At 33.8% G+C, this 15908-nt stretch carries 36 protein-coding genes; 4 read left to right on the top strand and 32 right to left on the bottom strand.

Translation table 11 applies throughout. The features are described 5' to 3' along the window. Window positions 1-198: 198 nt before the first annotated feature. Window positions 199-624, bottom strand: coding sequence for a hypothetical protein (locus IEV74_RS02680; protein WP_188453785.1), 426 nt, complete (start codon window positions 622-624; stop codon window positions 199-201). A 116-nt stretch (window positions 625-740) separates the two neighbouring features. On the opposite strand from IEV74_RS02680, the gene IEV74_RS02675 reads away from it, so the two are divergent. Further along, window positions 741-887, top strand: coding sequence for a hypothetical protein (locus IEV74_RS02675; protein WP_188453784.1), 147 nt, complete (start codon window positions 741-743; stop codon window positions 885-887). Window positions 888-979: 92 nt separating this feature from the next. On the opposite strand, the gene IEV74_RS02670 is transcribed toward IEV74_RS02675, so the two are convergent. The 23 genes from IEV74_RS02670 to IEV74_RS02575 all read right to left on the bottom strand — a co-directional run bounded on the left by IEV74_RS02670 (window position 980) and on the right by IEV74_RS02575 (window position 12889). Further along, complete coding sequence (locus IEV74_RS02670; RefSeq protein WP_188453783.1) at window positions 980-2011, bottom strand: GTP pyrophosphokinase; 1032 nt, start codon at window positions 2009-2011, stop codon at window positions 980-982. A 190-nt stretch (window positions 2012-2201) separates the two neighbouring features. Next, the gene (locus IEV74_RS02665; RefSeq protein WP_188453782.1) at window positions 2202-2744 is read right to left on the bottom strand and encodes a site-specific integrase; all 543 of its coding nucleotides are present in this window, start codon (window positions 2742-2744) and stop codon (window positions 2202-2204) included. Continuing rightward, the gene (locus IEV74_RS02660) at window positions 2741-3184 is read right to left on the bottom strand and encodes an ArpU family phage packaging/lysis transcriptional regulator (protein ID WP_308418964.1); all 444 of its coding nucleotides are present in this window, start codon (window positions 3182-3184) and stop codon (window positions 2741-2743) included. Before IEV74_RS02660 ends, IEV74_RS02665 begins: the two co-directional genes overlap by 4 nt. Before the next feature lie 9 nt (window positions 3185-3193). Continuing rightward, window positions 3194-3319: a hypothetical protein gene (locus IEV74_RS19840; protein WP_268233826.1), complete on the bottom strand. Its 126-nt coding sequence runs from the start codon at window positions 3317-3319 to the stop codon at window positions 3194-3196. 119 nt (window positions 3320-3438) lie between these two features. Continuing rightward, window positions 3439-3594 carry a hypothetical protein gene (locus tag IEV74_RS02655; protein WP_188453780.1) on the bottom strand — a complete coding sequence of 52 codons (156 nt, stop codon included), beginning with the start codon at window positions 3592-3594 and terminating at the stop codon, window positions 3439-3441. Window positions 3595-3680: 86 nt separating this feature from the next. Continuing rightward, window positions 3681-4517 (bottom strand): DUF5677 domain-containing protein, encoded by an 837-nt coding sequence (locus IEV74_RS02650; protein ID WP_188453779.1) that lies wholly within the window; start codon window positions 4515-4517, stop codon window positions 3681-3683. Then, a complete protein-coding gene (locus tag IEV74_RS02645; protein ID WP_188453778.1) occupies window positions 4489-5208 on the bottom strand; it encodes a hypothetical protein in 720 nt (239 codons plus the stop codon). Before IEV74_RS02645 ends, IEV74_RS02650 begins: the two co-directional genes overlap by 29 nt. Next, the gene (locus IEV74_RS02640; protein ID WP_188453777.1) at window positions 5205-5411 is read right to left on the bottom strand and encodes an XtrA/YqaO family protein; all 207 of its coding nucleotides are present in this window, start codon (window positions 5409-5411) and stop codon (window positions 5205-5207) included. The genes IEV74_RS02645 and IEV74_RS02640 overlap by 4 nt, the downstream gene beginning before the upstream one ends. Before the next feature lie 237 nt (window positions 5412-5648). Beyond that, window positions 5649-5864, bottom strand: a complete 216-nt coding sequence (locus tag IEV74_RS02635; RefSeq protein ID WP_188453776.1) for a hypothetical protein — start codon at window positions 5862-5864, stop codon at window positions 5649-5651. Next, the gene (locus IEV74_RS19835) at window positions 5857-5988 is read right to left on the bottom strand and encodes a hypothetical protein (protein ID WP_268233825.1); all 132 of its coding nucleotides are present in this window, start codon (window positions 5986-5988) and stop codon (window positions 5857-5859) included. Before IEV74_RS19835 ends, IEV74_RS02635 begins: the two co-directional genes overlap by 8 nt. 4 nt (window positions 5989-5992) lie before the next feature. Continuing rightward, on the bottom strand, window positions 5993-6316 hold the full coding sequence (locus IEV74_RS02630) for a hypothetical protein (RefSeq protein WP_188453775.1): 324 nt from the start codon (window positions 6314-6316) through the stop codon (window positions 5993-5995). 25 nt (window positions 6317-6341) lie between these two features. Continuing rightward, window positions 6342-7232, bottom strand: a complete 891-nt coding sequence (locus tag IEV74_RS02625; RefSeq protein ID WP_373284298.1) for a DNA-methyltransferase — start codon at window positions 7230-7232, stop codon at window positions 6342-6344. 108 nt (window positions 7233-7340) lie between these two features. After that, a complete protein-coding gene (locus IEV74_RS02620) occupies window positions 7341-7628 on the bottom strand; it encodes a hypothetical protein (protein ID WP_188453774.1) in 288 nt (95 codons plus the stop codon). A 103-nt stretch (window positions 7629-7731) separates the two neighbouring features. Then, window positions 7732-7869 carry a hypothetical protein gene (locus IEV74_RS02615; RefSeq protein ID WP_188453773.1) on the bottom strand — a complete coding sequence of 46 codons (138 nt, stop codon included), beginning with the start codon at window positions 7867-7869 and terminating at the stop codon, window positions 7732-7734. Between the two features lie 178 nt (window positions 7870-8047). Then, window positions 8048-8341: a hypothetical protein gene (locus IEV74_RS02610; protein WP_188453772.1), complete on the bottom strand. Its 294-nt coding sequence runs from the start codon at window positions 8339-8341 to the stop codon at window positions 8048-8050. Continuing rightward, window positions 8338-8505, bottom strand: a complete 168-nt coding sequence (locus IEV74_RS02605) for a hypothetical protein (protein ID WP_188453771.1) — start codon at window positions 8503-8505, stop codon at window positions 8338-8340. The genes IEV74_RS02610 and IEV74_RS02605 overlap by 4 nt, the downstream gene beginning before the upstream one ends. Before the next feature lies 1 nt (window position 8506). Beyond that, window positions 8507-9337 (bottom strand): AAA family ATPase, encoded by an 831-nt coding sequence (locus IEV74_RS02600; RefSeq protein WP_188453770.1) that lies wholly within the window; start codon window positions 9335-9337, stop codon window positions 8507-8509. Window positions 9338-9349: 12 nt separating this feature from the next. Further along, window positions 9350-10195, bottom strand: coding sequence for a conserved phage C-terminal domain-containing protein (locus IEV74_RS02595; RefSeq protein ID WP_188453769.1), 846 nt, complete (start codon window positions 10193-10195; stop codon window positions 9350-9352). Window positions 10196-10359: 164 nt separating this feature from the next. Beyond that, the gene (locus tag IEV74_RS02590; protein WP_188453768.1) at window positions 10360-10848 is read right to left on the bottom strand and encodes a hypothetical protein; all 489 of its coding nucleotides are present in this window, start codon (window positions 10846-10848) and stop codon (window positions 10360-10362) included. 14 nt (window positions 10849-10862) lie between these two features. Beyond that, window positions 10863-11093 (bottom strand): hypothetical protein, encoded by a 231-nt coding sequence (locus IEV74_RS02585; protein WP_188453969.1) that lies wholly within the window; start codon window positions 11091-11093, stop codon window positions 10863-10865. A gap of 295 nt (window positions 11094-11388) precedes the next feature. Continuing rightward, a complete protein-coding gene (locus tag IEV74_RS19830) occupies window positions 11389-11520 on the bottom strand; it encodes a hypothetical protein (RefSeq protein WP_268233824.1) in 132 nt (43 codons plus the stop codon). A 418-nt stretch (window positions 11521-11938) separates the two neighbouring features. Beyond that, a complete protein-coding gene (locus tag IEV74_RS02580) occupies window positions 11939-12235 on the bottom strand; it encodes a hypothetical protein (RefSeq protein WP_188453767.1) in 297 nt (98 codons plus the stop codon). Beyond that, complete coding sequence (locus tag IEV74_RS02575) at window positions 12236-12889, bottom strand: Rha family transcriptional regulator (protein WP_188453766.1); 654 nt, start codon at window positions 12887-12889, stop codon at window positions 12236-12238. It abuts the gene before it with no gap. Between the two features lie 59 nt (window positions 12890-12948). On the opposite strand from IEV74_RS02575, the gene IEV74_RS02570 reads away from it, so the two are divergent. Continuing rightward, a complete protein-coding gene (locus tag IEV74_RS02570; protein ID WP_188453765.1) occupies window positions 12949-13257 on the top strand; it encodes a hypothetical protein in 309 nt (102 codons plus the stop codon). Here IEV74_RS02570 and IEV74_RS02565 read toward each other — a convergent pair. From IEV74_RS02565 to IEV74_RS02530, 8 genes are all read right to left on the bottom strand, one after another. After that, a complete protein-coding gene (locus IEV74_RS02565; RefSeq protein WP_188453764.1) occupies window positions 13236-13397 on the bottom strand; it encodes a hypothetical protein in 162 nt (53 codons plus the stop codon). The genes IEV74_RS02570 and IEV74_RS02565 overlap by 22 nt on opposite strands. A gap of 39 nt (window positions 13398-13436) precedes the next feature. Then, the gene (locus tag IEV74_RS02560; protein ID WP_188453763.1) at window positions 13437-13601 is read right to left on the bottom strand and encodes a hypothetical protein; all 165 of its coding nucleotides are present in this window, start codon (window positions 13599-13601) and stop codon (window positions 13437-13439) included. Window positions 13602-13616: 15 nt separating this feature from the next. Continuing rightward, window positions 13617-13811 carry a hypothetical protein gene (locus tag IEV74_RS02555; protein ID WP_188453762.1) on the bottom strand — a complete coding sequence of 65 codons (195 nt, stop codon included), beginning with the start codon at window positions 13809-13811 and terminating at the stop codon, window positions 13617-13619. A 15-nt stretch (window positions 13812-13826) separates the two neighbouring features. Next, a complete protein-coding gene (locus IEV74_RS02550; RefSeq protein WP_188453761.1) occupies window positions 13827-13967 on the bottom strand; it encodes a hypothetical protein in 141 nt (46 codons plus the stop codon). Further along, entirely contained in the window at window positions 13960-14109 is a 150-nt protein-coding gene (locus tag IEV74_RS02545) for a hypothetical protein (protein WP_188453760.1), read from the bottom strand. The genes IEV74_RS02550 and IEV74_RS02545 overlap by 8 nt, the downstream gene beginning before the upstream one ends. A 119-nt stretch (window positions 14110-14228) precedes the next feature. Continuing rightward, the gene (locus IEV74_RS02540) at window positions 14229-14510 is read right to left on the bottom strand and encodes a hypothetical protein (RefSeq protein ID WP_188453759.1); all 282 of its coding nucleotides are present in this window, start codon (window positions 14508-14510) and stop codon (window positions 14229-14231) included. Next, window positions 14507-14710 (bottom strand): hypothetical protein, encoded by a 204-nt coding sequence (locus IEV74_RS02535; protein WP_188453758.1) that lies wholly within the window; start codon window positions 14708-14710, stop codon window positions 14507-14509. The genes IEV74_RS02540 and IEV74_RS02535 overlap by 4 nt, the downstream gene beginning before the upstream one ends. Further along, window positions 14700-14939, bottom strand: a complete 240-nt coding sequence (locus IEV74_RS02530; RefSeq protein ID WP_188453757.1) for a helix-turn-helix transcriptional regulator — start codon at window positions 14937-14939, stop codon at window positions 14700-14702. Before IEV74_RS02530 ends, IEV74_RS02535 begins: the two co-directional genes overlap by 11 nt. A gap of 161 nt (window positions 14940-15100) precedes the next feature. On the opposite strand from IEV74_RS02530, the gene IEV74_RS02525 reads away from it, so the two are divergent. Continuing rightward, on the top strand, window positions 15101-15409 hold the full coding sequence (locus IEV74_RS02525; RefSeq protein ID WP_188453756.1) for a helix-turn-helix transcriptional regulator: 309 nt from the start codon (window positions 15101-15103) through the stop codon (window positions 15407-15409). Window positions 15410-15432: 23 nt separating this feature from the next. Continuing rightward, window positions 15433-15768, top strand: coding sequence for an ImmA/IrrE family metallo-endopeptidase (locus IEV74_RS02520; RefSeq protein WP_229683037.1), 336 nt, complete (start codon window positions 15433-15435; stop codon window positions 15766-15768). Window positions 15769-15908 lie beyond the last annotated feature (140 nt).

Below are 15908 nucleotides of genomic sequence, written 5' to 3'. Positions count from 1 at the left end.
GAAAGAAGGTGATTGTTAATGTTTAACATATTGATATTGATCATTGTGTTAGTTGTTGTTTCAAAATATTAAACCACATAGAAAAAACATCGAGGAAAACTTAGGGTAAAATCCCCTATCCTTTCTTCTAATTAAACAAAATTATATTACATAAAAAAGACACCTCAGTGAGATGTCTTAGAGTAAACTAATCACATATTAAGCAGCAGTCAAATATTTAAAAATATTTTGTGCAAGCCCTTTAAAGTCTTCTGCCCAACTTCCGTTACAGTCCTCGCTACTTAGATTAATAGTTGTTTCCTCAAATTTTAACTCAAGTTCAAATTTCTCATGATGTCTACTTTCTCTAAATTGAATGCCCTTTAAATTTTCGCCGATATAATCCAAAGCGAAACTCCCTTGATTTCCGACAACTGTAAACAGCTTTTTATCTACGAATATATAAAAAATTGTAGCTGAATTGCCACCTTCATTGTTTATATATTGCTTAGGATAGAGAAAATCAATTTTTTCGAAGTATCTTTCGAGAATTTTTTTAAGTGTATAGTCGTGCCTATCTGACCATACTTCCCTATTGTTTTTTAAAAGTTCTAAGATATCCTCATCAATTTTATATGAACCCATAAACCATCCTCCTTATCTTTTTATAACTATATTCGACGCATAATACCAATTTCCTGCAAAAGTAACAGGAATTTACAAGATTAATATCGAATATAGTAAATAAGGAGGAAATATCTATGAAAGAAAAAGCTTTAGGGAAATTAATTGAAATTACTCTTATATCATTATTTTTATATTTATTACTTTTTGTGTTCCCCAATATGGATACCTTTAATATTAATTCATTCTTAAATTGGGATGCACTAAAAAATTTCGGGAATTAAAAAAGCAGCCAGTGATGGTGGTTGCTTTTTTTTACATTTCCTATTAATACCATAGTAACTTATATATATATTTATGCTCTGCTTTATTTCTGTCATTTGTCTGCCATTTTTTTTCTCCTATTAAAATTTGTTAAGCCCTCAATATTATTTACAGCTTTACCGACCGCATTATCTCCAAATTTTTCTTCTAACAAATTCCTCACAAGACCTAGATAAGTAAAAAATACACCTTTTTTTGTTCTTTCTACGGTAGTTCCAACTACTTCCTCTCCATTATCTAAAGCTTTCTTTCTGCTTGTTAACTGATGCAACTCTTTTGCCAAAACTTCTTCTTTGTAATTGGTTATTAGACTATTTAATTCTTCCAAATTATTAATATTAAAATTAGATAGTAGTTCTAAAAGCTCGGAATAAGGCTCATTAGAGTCTTCATTTCTTGGAAACTCTGATAATAATGCATTCCTTAATGATTCTACATTCAATTTGGCTTTTACGTCATCAACCATATCCTGTTTATAATCTTCTCTTTCAACTAATAAACGTTCAAATTCTAAATCTACTGTCTCCAATAACGCCGCTACCCTATTTATAGACCGTCTTAAGGGAATTGGAACATCTTGTTCCTTTTTATATTGCAATATGTGTGATGATGCTGCCCATGTATGTTGAGATACAGTACGTAATTGAATTTCTACCTTTTTTCCTTTTAATTTATTTAACGAGGGCAGCTCCGTCCATTCCTCAGGTAAAGATACTTCATAATGGATTGATCCATATCCAAACTGGTTCTCTGATAACCTTTTTTCTGTATCTTCTTTTCTATGTATTACAAAATTCTCATCGATAATATTTTCTGCCGACACAACATCTCTTCTAAAAAGAACAGTAATCCTAATTCCAGCAAGATCATTAATATCCGCTATATCATCTATATCTAATTGATATTTTTCAATTTTCCCAATAACAGAATCCCATTGTTTGACTCTATATTCAATCGGAACCGCAATATTAACTTTTTGGTCGGATTCCCTAATTAGTTCCTTTAGCTGTTTTATTATTTCTTCACAAAGTAGTTGATAATCTCCTTTTAGATTGGAATATTGTTTTCTTAGATTATCTTCCATTACTTAACCAACCCCTCTCTATTTTTAATCAATTATCCATATCTTATATACTGGTGAATTAGCCGAAAGGCTAAACCCTTTGCTGCTACTAATTTTACCACATTCTACTAAAATGAGTTACACGTATATTTATTATGGATAACTTATAGAAATAATGAAAAATAAAAAAGCCCTCCAGGAATGGATGAGCTTATATTTTAAAGTCTTTTATAGCCTTGTTCATGGCATCTTGGTCGATTCCGATATACCGAAGTGTAAATGAAGGATCTGAATGATTAAGTATCTTTTGGAGTAAAGCCACATCTCCTGTTTGTTTATACATGTGATAGCCAAATGTTTTTCTTAATGTATGTGTACCAATATCAATTAAATTTACATGAGCTGCTGTTTTACGTAGTATCTTGTATGCCATACTTCTACCAATTGGTTTGTTAATCCCTTCTCTACTTTTGAATAGGTGTTCATGGTCTTCTTTACCAATAATATATTGTTTAAATTCTCTTTGTAACTGTGGAGTCATGTCTAAGTACTTATCCTTTTTAGTTTTCCTTTCCGTGATTTTGAAATAAGACTTTTTCGCATCAGACACTCTTAACGGAAGAATGTCTGATATTCGTAGCCCTGAATTAATCCCCGTAACAAACAACATATAATTCCGTTCATTTTGTTCCTTTAAATATCGTTTTATTTCCCTAATGACTTCGGGATCTCGAATCGGTTGTACGAAATTCAACTTGCTTCACCTTCTTGCTTATAAATCTCTATACGTAAGATAAACGCTAGTTTGTAAAATGCTCTAGCCTTAATCCGGTAATATTTACGTTCACTAAACCCTAGGTCATTATATACCTCATAGTCATATACATCATCATTCTTTAAATAGCGATTAATGATAATTGAACGTTCCTGGTAACCTAATCGATTAACAGCTTTCTGGATCTTCTTTACATATTCTTTTCGCTTTTTCTCTTGATCCATTTTCTTGATAGCGATATCTTCTGTGGTGGAATGGAACTGATTATTTGGTACAACTGGTACAAGATTAAATGATGAAGTTATCTTAGGTTGAAGTTCCTCCAGATCCATTAACAGATACATTTGATATGTTTCCAATGCCGACTCAACTGCAGCCCGTGTTGCATCTCTATCAATCTCTGGTAATTTAAACGCCATTTGCATAAACTACACCCTTTCTTTATTTACTTGTTCTGCTTCCTTAAATAATTGCTTCATGTAGTCACTTCTGTTTATTGGATGAATAACGCCTGTCCTTTTGTCTTGTCTATATTGATCAACCTTCCAACGCATTTGATAGACTTGCTTTTTACTTAAAAATTCATCTTCTTCAACTGATTACGGATTATTCGCGTACTCTTTCCATTCGGCAGCTTCTCTCATATCCCGTTCGGTTAGTCCGGTCCATGCCATCACAACCACAACACGCTAGCGATAAATGCTGCAATACTGATAGCACAAATGAACGAAAAATTGTCTTGTGATTTCTTGTTATTCCGTTCGCTTATAATCCCTGCAAACGATACAAATACGATAAATAGTAAAATGATTTGAAAAGCTATAATCAATTGAATCCCTCCTAGAATATAAAAAGGACACCAAACGGCAGCTGTTTCGCTGTCATTCAGTGTCCTCCAGTTGGCTGGTAGAACTATTAGATATAATTTTTTTCCCATTGTTCTATATTTATTTCATCATCCATTTCAAAAAATTCAATGAACCTTTTCAAAGATTCTATACCTAACCGCAACGGAAAGATCAATTCAAGTGTAGGGTTTACATACATTCTTAGGTTTCTTATTCCTGCTAAACCATTTACGTTTTCAAATTGATCCATTACATTGGCAGAATGCACTTGTCGAGAATATATCCCGTATAAAAGTTCGTATTCCACTTCGTAACCGCAACGACCTGCTAGCTCTCTTAGATTTTTGGGTCCGTTTGATAAGCTATACCAATTAGGATATTTAATTCCATTTTTATTAAATCTATTCCATTCAACTTTTATATTTATATACTTATCACTATTTATGCAATTTTGATAATGCTCCTTTGCCCTCTTAGCCTTATTAATTAGAATTTCATTATCTCCGTTTTCTGTATTTAAATAGTCCCTTATTTTCCTCCCCTTTTGACCTTTTGATAACAATAAATATGATAAATTAATTTGATCCTTTAAATTTGAAAAATAATAGGATAATGCTCTAGTTTTATATCTATCCCTTGAATCTATCACATAAATAAAATATAAAAAATTTTCTATTAAATTCCTGCTAATTGATCGAGCAGCATTTTCAGACTTATTTTCCAATAAAACAAATATCGCATCTAATCTTTCTGCAATTTTCCTAAACATCATGAGAGTAATAAATGTTTCATCTGGTATTATTTTATGTTTACTCTTTTGATCCTCGATTATTATGTCAAAAACTTCCTCGTGTTTTTGTATGACCAACCCAAGTTTATCTAAACTTTCTTCTATTTTCTTCAAAATCTTCCCCCTCATCAAACTTAAATTCATTCAATATATACTTTATTTTTAATAATTTAGATAGCCTGAATTGATGTACAATCCAATATAAACCAAGTACCATTGCTAGAAATAAAAACATTTCAAAGTTAATGCCTAAAGTGTTTTTAATCATCCTCTCAATAACATTAGAAACTCGCTCTCCGAATTCAGGTGCAAGTTTGAATTCTTCAGAGTTCAATAAGGAATCGGATATTTCACTTTTAGAATTTCCCTCAATTTCTAGTTCGCTAACTTTTATATTAATAGCATGATTAAGAATACTGTTAGTCCAAGTGTTCGCAACTGGGATTATATTGCTAAATATTGCTAAAAATGCAGTTATCAACAAAGTAATAATTACGGCCATTGGGGCAAAATGTGTAATCCTATCTAATTCACTATTTACTCCTACTTTAAAATTTTTTACCTCTTTTTCATTGCTATCTGATATATACTTTCTAATTTTATCCATTCGATCTACAGTAACAGTTTCAAAAGCTGGTAAAAAAAAATAATAAGTTTTTTGTGCTATTGTTTTTCTAGAATTATTCATAATTTGTCTGCTTGCCTTTGAACTAACATAATGGATAGAATGGGTAACAAAACTAGATATAACTAAAATTAGTAAGAGGATATTAAGTATATCCTCTACTTCGTAATCAAAAATCAAAAATCTTCCCCCTCGTCAAACTTAACCCGCTTCACCTTTCCTTGGTGAGTAACTACTTTCGTTTCCCCATGTTCAGGTAAAAAGGTAATTTTTGCCTCTCCTTGACAGTATACGACAATAAACGGGGTTTTTCCTTCTTCAAGATCAATATCAACGTTAATTTTTCCCTTTTCTATTTCTACTGGAACGGGTTTTAATCTCATTATTCAGCCCCCAATGTAAAAATACAATTTCAAGCCTTTCTAAGCGCTTTTTAATCCTGCTGACTATAAAGTTATTAATTTATTTATAAAACGCTCAATTAGGTTATCTATATATCAGATTTCCGTATATCCAGTCGAATATATTTCCTTAATTCAACCCTCGGATGTTCTGAATAATACTTAGCAGCATATAAATCTACTATTTGCAAATTATACATAATTGATTGATAGATTTACTCATTCGTCACCCTCCAATGCTTGACGTGCTATTTTACCTCGATCGAATTTGATGTGCGGTCTAGGATCATAGCTTCTGGTATCTGCATAAAATTCTAATGCTTCACGTAAACGCACCCTCTTGGAAACTTCGTCTTTCCATGATTCGTTGGTAATATGCAGGTTGTTTTCCAATTCCTCAACACGTTTCTGTTCACTAGCCAACTGCTTATCCATATCTTCTAAATCTTGGGCGTTCTTCGGCTCTTTCTGCTTGTTGGATAAGGTAATCTATATCTCGCTGACCTATCCTTACTCCAAACTGATTTTTAATTTCATTTTTCTTTTTTATACGTTCCAACCGTTCACTTATTGTCTGGTTCTCCTTTCAATACCCATATTTTCTGAATAAGATCTACGGAAATTTGAATGCAATCGTCCTTATCATCAGGATCAACTAGTTCTAATGCCTCGTCCAAGTTATCTTCTATATCTATCAAGGTTTGACTATAACGACAGTTTTCTTTAGTCAATTCCTCAACACGTTCAATCTTTTTCACTTCTCCAGCATTATGACCAATGTGATAAGCTTTTTCGATAAAATAATTCAAAGTATTTTCATCAAGGTTGCCGTTTTTCAAGGCTATTGCAGCATCATATTTGAGTTGTGCTTTTTCTTGTTCATTCATGTGTAAACTCCCCTTTCTTAAATGGTTAAATAAAACTCATTTGTACTGCTGCCAAACGTTTCTTAGCTATCTTTATATACTCTGGATTCAACTCAATACCCACAAAATTTCTATTATGCTCTAATGCAGCAAGCCCTGTTGTTCCAGAACCAAAGAATGGATCAAGTATCAGGTCATTCTCTCGAGATCCAGCTAAAACACTAGGTTCAATCAAATCTAAAGGAAATGTTGCAAAATGTGCATGTTTGAATGGTTTCGTTGTTACTGTCCAAACTGATCTTTTATTTCTTGTATCCCTAATCGCTCTGAATGATTCACTGCCATGCTTACCATCAAATGAACCTCTTGGCTTGTCTGACCTTCTGTAATTCTGTTGCGGTCCAAATGCACCATTAGAACCTCTAACATCTTGTGTTCCATAAATCGCAGATTCTTTTATAGATTCATGATCATAGTTATAATTAGGCGATTTACTTAATAAAAATATATATTCGTGCGATTTGGTAGGACGATCTGTTACACTTTCCGGCATTGCATTAGGTTTATTCCAGATAATGTCTGATCTTAAATACCAACCATCTTCTTGTAATGCAAGAGCTACTCTCCACGGAATCCCAATTAAATCTTTTGGTTTAAACCCATCATGTTTTATTTTGACTTGTGGACTTTCAGGATCCGGAACATAATGATGTTTTTGTTTATTTTTTTCTTTCCATGCACCTTTTCCACTCCCTGCATAACTGTCTCCTAGGTTAAGCCACAAGGTACCATCATCTTTTAATAAGCGTTTTACTTCCCTGAAAAGAAATACTAGATTTTCGACATATTCAGTAACAGTTCTCTCTAAACCAATCTGCCCGTCTACTCCGTAATCACGTAGACCATAATAGGGTGGACTTGTTATACAAGTTTGAATTGATTGATCAGGAAGAGTTTTTAAAACTGTTAAGCTATCACCCTGAAGTATTTGATTGATCACTACCACACCTCCTAATGACGGATTTTAATCAAAATGCGACATAAATCACATATCATCAAATGGTTTCTCTCTGACAAATTTTTCGCCATTAAACCATCCTGCAAACTCCCAAATAAAATGTGTTAAATCTATTTGTCCTTCATCGCCAGTGGCACCATCAATTTCTTGCAACGTTACTCCTGCCCGTCTCAATATTTCTTTGTTTTCCTCTGTACCTTCAATTAGAGCGTAATAAAGTATTTCTCCATCAGCATCTTTATCTACAATTTCCAAACTATTTATCAACGGCAATGCAGTGTCTAACCAATCCTTTTCACCATATTTATTTGGCATTTTCCTACCTCCCTTACTTCGCTTTTTTGTTCTAATGTTCACTGATCAATCAACGCCAATACCAGAAACAACCCAACCAGTAACATGACTACTAGAAATTCCATTAGAGCTTATTACTTTCAATTTTGTTAGCATCTACCTTCTCTTTATCATCCCGAAGAAATTCACGAAAACATTCCTCACACAAGTAATTGCTCCAATGAGTTGCAATAGCACTTTTACATTCAACGCATTTATTCATCCTTTCAACCTCCTCAATTTCTCCCGTAATCGCTTATTCTGACATCGCAAATTATGAATACTCTTGATGGCGTTTATATCCATTTCTAGCATTTTTAACAAATGCTTTAGTTTTGGTATGCTAATAGTCTTGTTGGTATTTAAACACCGTTCCAACTCTCTGTATGCTTGTTTTTCAGTCATTTATTCAACTGCTCCTTTCCAGGAACTAATAATGTGCTGCTCTGCATAAATGCTCGTCCAATGTTCGATACCTTTCCATCTATCTGCGCTTCATAGAGTGCGAAGAATATTTCATGAGGATTGCGCCTGACAGTTTTTGCTATATAAACAATGCTTTTATTCTGATTCCATAATTCAATGATTTGTTTTTCTTGCCATACCGGAAATCCGAAATCAATATCTTTATCATCGAATAATATCCTGCTTTTCTTTTGCGGCAGAATTGGCGCATTACCGGTTAATGTGTTCACACCATGTCATACTTTCTCAAATAAGCCTGTGTTTGCTCTGCATTTGGAACAGCCTTATCTGCAACAGCCGATTTGTGCCGATTCCATTCCAGCCATTTGCTTTCTGTCTTTTGTTGTGAATCTTTTGGGTCAAATTCCATAACACTTTTCATTCCCCGCCACATGTTAATCCACTCCTTGCATTCGATGATCTGGTCCTTCGACTTTTAATATTTTTGCCTGTGATGACATTCGGCTTAATATCCGTTTTCCATGTGTTATGCCATATTTTTCTTTCACTTCAGCACTTTGATAATTGAGATTGTAAAGATTCGCTTTTCCTTGCCGGTGGTCCAGTATTTGATAAAGAATATCTCCACTCCATGTTTCAAATCCAACTGAATCAGCCTTAGAGCGTTCACCAGCAATCTCATCGAGTATGAGAACGTCAGCATTTGTAATTGTTTTTAGGATGGTATTCTCATTTAGTCCATTTCGATTTCTGTACGTGCTTTGGATCAACTTCATTAATTCGGGAACTTTTGCAAATAAGACTGTTTTATTTACTTGATAAATACGCCCATTTTCTTCCCAGTTAATTTTTTGCTTTGATAATTCCCTAGCAGCACATCTGAATAAATGGGATTTACCGGTACCGGGATCACCTTGGAAAAGCAATGCCTTATAATCCCCTTTTAGGAAATCAAGTACTAATTGTTTGGCTTGTTTTTGAGATCCTGTTTTGGGTACATAGTCTTCAAAAGTTACGTCTTCTAATTCATCTGGTATATATTCAATTGCCTTCACTCGTTGCACTAATGACCTGCGTTTAGGTGGTTCATATCCTTCTGTTTCACGTGTTGAAAGATTGATGTTTTCGCAGTTCATACACTTGCTAATTTCTTCACCATCTTTTTGATAGATAGGTACAGGAGCATTACAAGTTTCACAGATTCGTTCACCAACATGTTCAATTCTTAAGCTTTTTAATATGCCTATATCCTTTATGTTTTGCAATGTCCTGACCTCCTAAAACAAATTGTCATACTCGTCAATTATTTTGGTGTTTTGGTTCAAATAGCCTTCGAATTTATTTCCAAATAGTGTTTCAGGTCGAATATATTTACTCATATTTTGATCATATTTCCATTCAGAAATTTTAATATCAATGACCTTTTTAAAATCATCAAAGGCAAAACCTTCATTCCATCTCGCTTTAATTAAGTTTTTTGTTTTCTTGGTAGAAGAACGATAATTTTTCCCAGATGCATCGTTGAGATAATTTATTATCTCGACAAAAGGTATTAGTTCTCTTTCTTCTTCTCTTTCTTCTTCTACTTCTAGTTCTCTTTCTATTTCTCTTTCTTCCCCTAGGTCTATAGAAAGACTATCCATACCGTATGAATACCTTATTGAACCATTGTTATTGCTAGGTTTGTTATTTTGCACCTCAAAATTGTGTTCTTGAAGTATGGATAGGGTATCAATACTGTATTCATATTCTTTACATAGGCTAATGAACGTTTTTATGAAATCATGATTTTTTACATTTTTTAGTTCTTTGTCTATAAGTGATAGAACCTTTACTGAGTTAATCCAGTTAAATTTAATCCAATTTAATAGCATGATTTCTCTTGTTGATTCACAATAATCTATCTTCCTATATTCAATGAATCTTTGTAGTAATTTTTCAACTGTTTCTCCGTTGTAACCTGTTTCTGTTTGAATAATTCGTTTTGGTAATTCATAAATGCCGCATTGCGTAGTTTTGCTATTGGTCATTAGGTACAAGTAAAAATACTTTTCCTCAGGTGTTAGGTCCAAAACAAAGCCATCTTGCCAAAATTCAATGTGTATTTGACGATATCTAGCCACTGTTATACCTCCATTCTCATTTAGTTCTAATTGGTAAAACAATAACCTCAACGTTATTTTCGTTGTCCAACAAAAATGGACCATTTTCTTTTTTTATTACAATATTTACGTATTGTGATTCCATGATTACATGAGCTTCTAATGCGTCCCTTAAATACTCCTGGTTATATGCTATTTTTTGGATTAGGTTTACTGTATTGATCATAAGGAAGTTTAAAAGCAACTTCGTTCTCTCCCTTAATTCTGAAATTAATTTCTTCACCTAGCTCTAAAGACACATTTGAATATCTACCAAAAGCTTTTTTGATTAATTGATTAATAGACTTGTGCATTTGCAGCCATACTTTAATCTGAAACCTATTTAATTGAATGGTAGTTTCACCCTTGGTATCATCAAAAAGCTTTGCTGTTTCTGGAAACTTACCTTTTGCGAACTCAACTGTGTGGGGATGTATTAAATGTGTTTCATCAAAACCATGAATATTTGAAATCCTTATTGCTCTCCTTGAATCTGTAGCTACAATAGATCCATTTTTGTTATGCTGCACGAATGTTAACAATGGTCTTAAATTCCCATTACCAGTAAACTTTTTAGCTACCTTTAGTGCTTCACCGTATTTATCTGAGTGAATGTATTCAATGTCTTTATTCATGTAAAAACCTCCGATTATTTTGTTTCAATTCTTTCGCATATTGCAAATCCATTTTCAATATATCTAAAAACATAATCTGGATACCGACACATATAATTTAGAACAAGTTTATTTAATTCCTTATCATTAGTGGATTCCGTAAAAATCCACTTTGGAAGTAATACACGATGTTTATTTAACATAATTGTCACCTTGACTAATGGATAGTAATTTACAAATAAAGTCATAACATCTTGCGATTTCATAAAAACCATCATGAGAAGTTTGTGTTACAACCTCGTAAATGCCCGCGTAATTTAGACATACATATAACCCACCAATTTTTATACTTTTACCTTTGATTCAATTGCGATAACTTCAAATAGAGTGGATCTTGTTCAATACCTAAGTAGTCGTAAATTGCTGTTTGCTCCAAGGCTATATCTCCCCTCCTTGTCACATTCATTAAAATGGATTAAAATGTAACTGAATTCTTAAAAGTCCCAAACTATCTTTACTGACCCACTGTCCGCTAAACAGTGGGTCTTTTAATTTCTAAGATCACCAATCCTTTACCACTCGACCATCTAATTTCACAAAAACTACAACAGCACCTGCAGCATTTTCAATCCAACCCTTCCAACCGGTGGCAATTGGATCTCCGTATTCTTGAAATACAAGACCTGTCGGCATATGTACTCCCTCCTTTCTGTCTCACGATTCCAGCAGGTTTGACGAACGCGCTGTTATTGGGTGTTGATCCACCCTTAGTAAGTAGGAACAGTAAGAAAGCAAAATTTTGAAGGGGGGATAAAACACCTGCTCCTACTCACTAAGCAGGGACCAACTAGTCCTTGCTATATTCAGTTAAATAAGATAAACTTAGTTTGTTTACAATTTCTGTAGATCTGCTTCCATGTAGCAGGTCTACTTTTTTTACGATAAAATCACGACAAATGGCAACACTACTATAAATGGACCTATTAGATTCATAGTAAAATCTTTTATGGTGTACATTCACCATGACCTCCCTCCAGATGTGATTAAGGCGTATAGCACAAAAATAATAGTTAAGATGAACAAAACATTAATTTTTATCGTTTGAAATCTTTTACTGTTCATGGTGTAATCCTCTAACAACCCGAATATGAACTCCTTTAGCTTCTAATTCTTCAATCAATGATTCTATATTTGATAGATTTTTTTCTTTCACCGATTGTCTTTTCTTATCAGTAAGTTTTTCTTGTTCATGTAAAGCCTTTGTTATGCCAATTGACACGTGCTTAGCTTCTGAAATTCTACCCTGGTTCATAAGAGTCATAGTATTGGAAAGTGCCTCCATTGCCCTCCAATATTCTTCACTGGCTTTGCTTATATCATCTTTCAAAAAATGATTGTGCAGCTTCATCTATGACACCTGCCTCGGGATCCAGTTTTCGATATATTTAAGAGCAATTTGTAAATCTTTACGCTTAACATCTTTGTATGAAGAAACACCGAACCGGTCTTTAATGTCCCGGTATAATTCACGAAATAATTTTCTGATTTCATCCTGATCCTCTGTAAAGCTATAAACTCGATTAGCTACACCTTTTTGAAATCGTCTTTGTTCGCCATGATCAAGTGTGATTTGTTCCTCGATCTTCGATTCTAGTGAATTTAATCGGCTATCCATTTTGTCCTGACGTTGGGCTGTATCTAAGGTTAATTTCATGCTTTCTATACGCTGTTCTCTTTCACTAAGTACCCTTGTCCCCGTTAATTGCTGACGCATATGATTAAATTCGTTGATGTATTGTTCTTTAAAGTATGCTGCCTTTTTTCCGGTGTATCCCATAACTAAAAATGAAAAGCCATCTTGTTTCATTACGTAACATTCATATTCTCGGCCACGATCATTTTTATAAGTTGACGGCGCAAAATTGCGCTGTGAAAATTCATCACTGCATTCAAGGTTCCGAATATCTCTTAAAACTTCCTTATGGTTTTTTTCGAATACTTCTGCAACTGTCAAACTATCAGTTACAACCTGCTTGTCCTGAATAAAAACTAGTTGATTCAATTTTCTTCCTCCTTTTTCTCTCCCTTCTGCTAGAATGATTGATGAAGGGAGGTTCTAATTTGGGTTTTTCAATCTTTATAAGACTTTGGATTGCTTCCGTCTTTGGTAAAGTGAAAATTAGTGAAAAATATAAACATCTGGACTATATAGTAGAAAATAATTATGTACTTCGAATAGAAAATGGTTGGACAGAAGTTAATGGTTTTCCATTTGCTACATACAGTGATTGGTACACAATTACTAATTACGGCAAAAAAGCAATGTGGGGTAAATCCGAACTTTTACACACGAAAATAATTTCATGGTGTGCCGTTTTTATCAGTCTGTTAGCGCTTGGATTTAGTATTTATACACATTTGACAAAATAAATAACTGTAACTATAAAAGCACTAACAGCAAACAATAATGCAATTAAAGAAATATATAGGTTTCTATTAGTTGTTTTTATACGACGATCTAATTCTTTTTCTGAAATGAAAATTCCGGAGGTTTCTTTTTCACCGTCCACTTTGCATCCCTCCTGTCTTAACTATCAAAATTGACGGATCTATTTAGGATGAATAGTTACATCTGCAAGGGACTTTTTAGCTTCATTTAATGCTGTTTTAGCTTGGCGGATTGTAAGATTGTTTTCGACGAACAATTCTACAATTCGTTTACTTATTTCTACAGCCTGATGATGCTCTGCTTTACGTTTGTTGATTTCGACCATTTATCAGCACCCTCCCTATCGATTTCTCCGACGACTTTGTTTCGCCAACTTACGTTTACGCTTCATACGCTTTGCTTCTGCAGAAGAAATTTCTTTGCGTAAATCACCAGTTCCACCACTATTTAATGCAATCTCACGTACAACACCTGCATGGCTTGCTCTGAAAAAGGCAGCGTTTTGTTTTAATTTTTGTTCCTGCTTTTGTTCCATTTTTTCTTTGATCATTTAATCCACCATCCCTAAAATTTGACTTTCAACCTGCCATTTTGCTTCCATGAGTTCTTCGATATAAGCAACATTTTCAGAAGCCTCACCTTCGCGTAACTCGCGGTTGATCACCTTAAGTTCCTTGATTAAGTCATTCATCTTCCTTCATCCGTTCCAATACAGCTTCCTCAGTTTCGTAATAGTACGATCTTGCGTGTCCACCGCCATTAGTAATTAATTCTTGTGCAGCATATTTAAATAATTGGATTAATTCTTCATTGGATAGTTCTTCATGTGTCATTTGGTTTCACCTCCTTATAGCTCTTGTCCGCAATCGTGACAGATCGTTATTACTTCATCTGTTCCACCAATTTCAATTGCCGCGCTATTTTCATGTGTGCAGTGCATTTGTTTCACCTCCTAAAATGCATCCCAAGCAATATTGATAATTGTTTCATCCCGTAAATTTCTGCGAAACTCAACAATATATCCTTTTTCCCTAAAGTGATTCCGCAATCGAATCATCAAGTGATGATCTTCCCATAAGTTGTTTTCGATAATTGTTACACTTGCAGCATATTCACCAACGATTGCAGCTTGTTTTACTGCATCATTGACATAATCTATTGCTTGTTCTAGATCTTTCTCTGCAGCTTTACTTGCATTTTTATAGGACAGCTCCCTTGCCTCATTTGCGTTCATTTTGTTTCACCTCCTATGTATTCATTAAGTAACTTTGGTGAAATGTGATATGTCCACTTAGATGACATCTGAATTGCTACTCCAAATGGTAGAATTTTCTGTTGCAATCCAATCCTCACAAACTGTTCAGATTTACCGATTAGCTTAGCTGCCTCAGATACTTTTATGCTTTGAATTTCCCTAGTTGTATCAAGACTCATTTGCAACACCCCTCATACTTCTACTTAAAGTAGAGTGGATATCAAAAAAATTTATATCATCTATTGGGATACCTGTAACTTTTGAAAAATGTTTTGCCTCACCTATGGTCATCTCATCAGGGTTCCTTTCCCATTTCATATAGGTATGTCGATGAACACCAAGTAAATCAGCTAGTTTCTCTTGGCTCAAATCAGTCAGATGTCTAGCTTGTTTAAGAGTCATTCCCATGTTTTTATCACCTCGCAGTTAAGTTTGTACGTCAATAATAATCTACTAAAAGTAGAATGTCAACAACAAAAGTTCGAAAAAATTCTACTTTTGTTGTTGAAATTTTTCGACATGTGGAATATAATCTACTTATAATAGAAATTAAATAGAGGGAGAAAATTATGGGAATTAGTGAAAATTTAAAGATCTTAAGAGAAAGACATGATTTAACTCAACAAGAGTTAGCAGATATAGCAGGCGTTTCAGATAAAGCCGTTTCTACATGGGAGAAGGGTACCAAGCAACCTAGAATGGGGACAATTCAGAAGATCGCTGATCATTTTGGACTTAAAAAAAGTCAAATTATTGAAGATGGTGGCCTAGAAAAAATAGAAACAATTGCAGCACATCACGATGGTGAAGACTGGACAGAAGATGAACTAGAGGAAATAGAGAATTTCAAGAAATACTTAAAATCAAAAAGAAATTAATAAATTATTAAGGGGGCAATTAGATGTACGAAAGGTTACAGTCTGAAGCAACAGCACTAAATATAGAGGTGCAAGAAAAAAATATGAGAAAAAGAATTAAAGGGCTGTACGGAAATAATGTCATATGGATCAACAAAGGAATTAAATCATCAACCGAAAAAGCATGCGTTCTAGCTGAGGAAATTGGACACCACCTTACAACGATTGGAGATATAATTGATCAGTCAGACTTAATAAATAGAAAACAAGAAAAACGTGCTAGGCAGTGGGCATTTAAACGATTGGTACCATTAAGAAGTTTTATTTATCCTTTTAAAAAAGGATGTAGATCAAGGTTTGAAATTGCTGAAACATTATAATGTTACTGAAGAATTTCTTGAAGAAAGTTTAAAGTATTATCGAGATAAATATGGGACTCAAGCGAGAATTGACAATGATCACGTTTTATATTTAGATCCCTTATCAATTCATAAAGATATTAAATAAAGATGGTGATATA

The sequence above is a fragment of the Virgibacillus oceani genome, from assembly GCF_014638995.1.
GTDB classification, from domain to species: domain Bacteria; phylum Bacillota; class Bacilli; order Bacillales; family Amphibacillaceae; genus Virgibacillus_E; species Virgibacillus_E oceani.
This window is presented reverse-complemented; position numbering and strand designations above follow the sequence as displayed.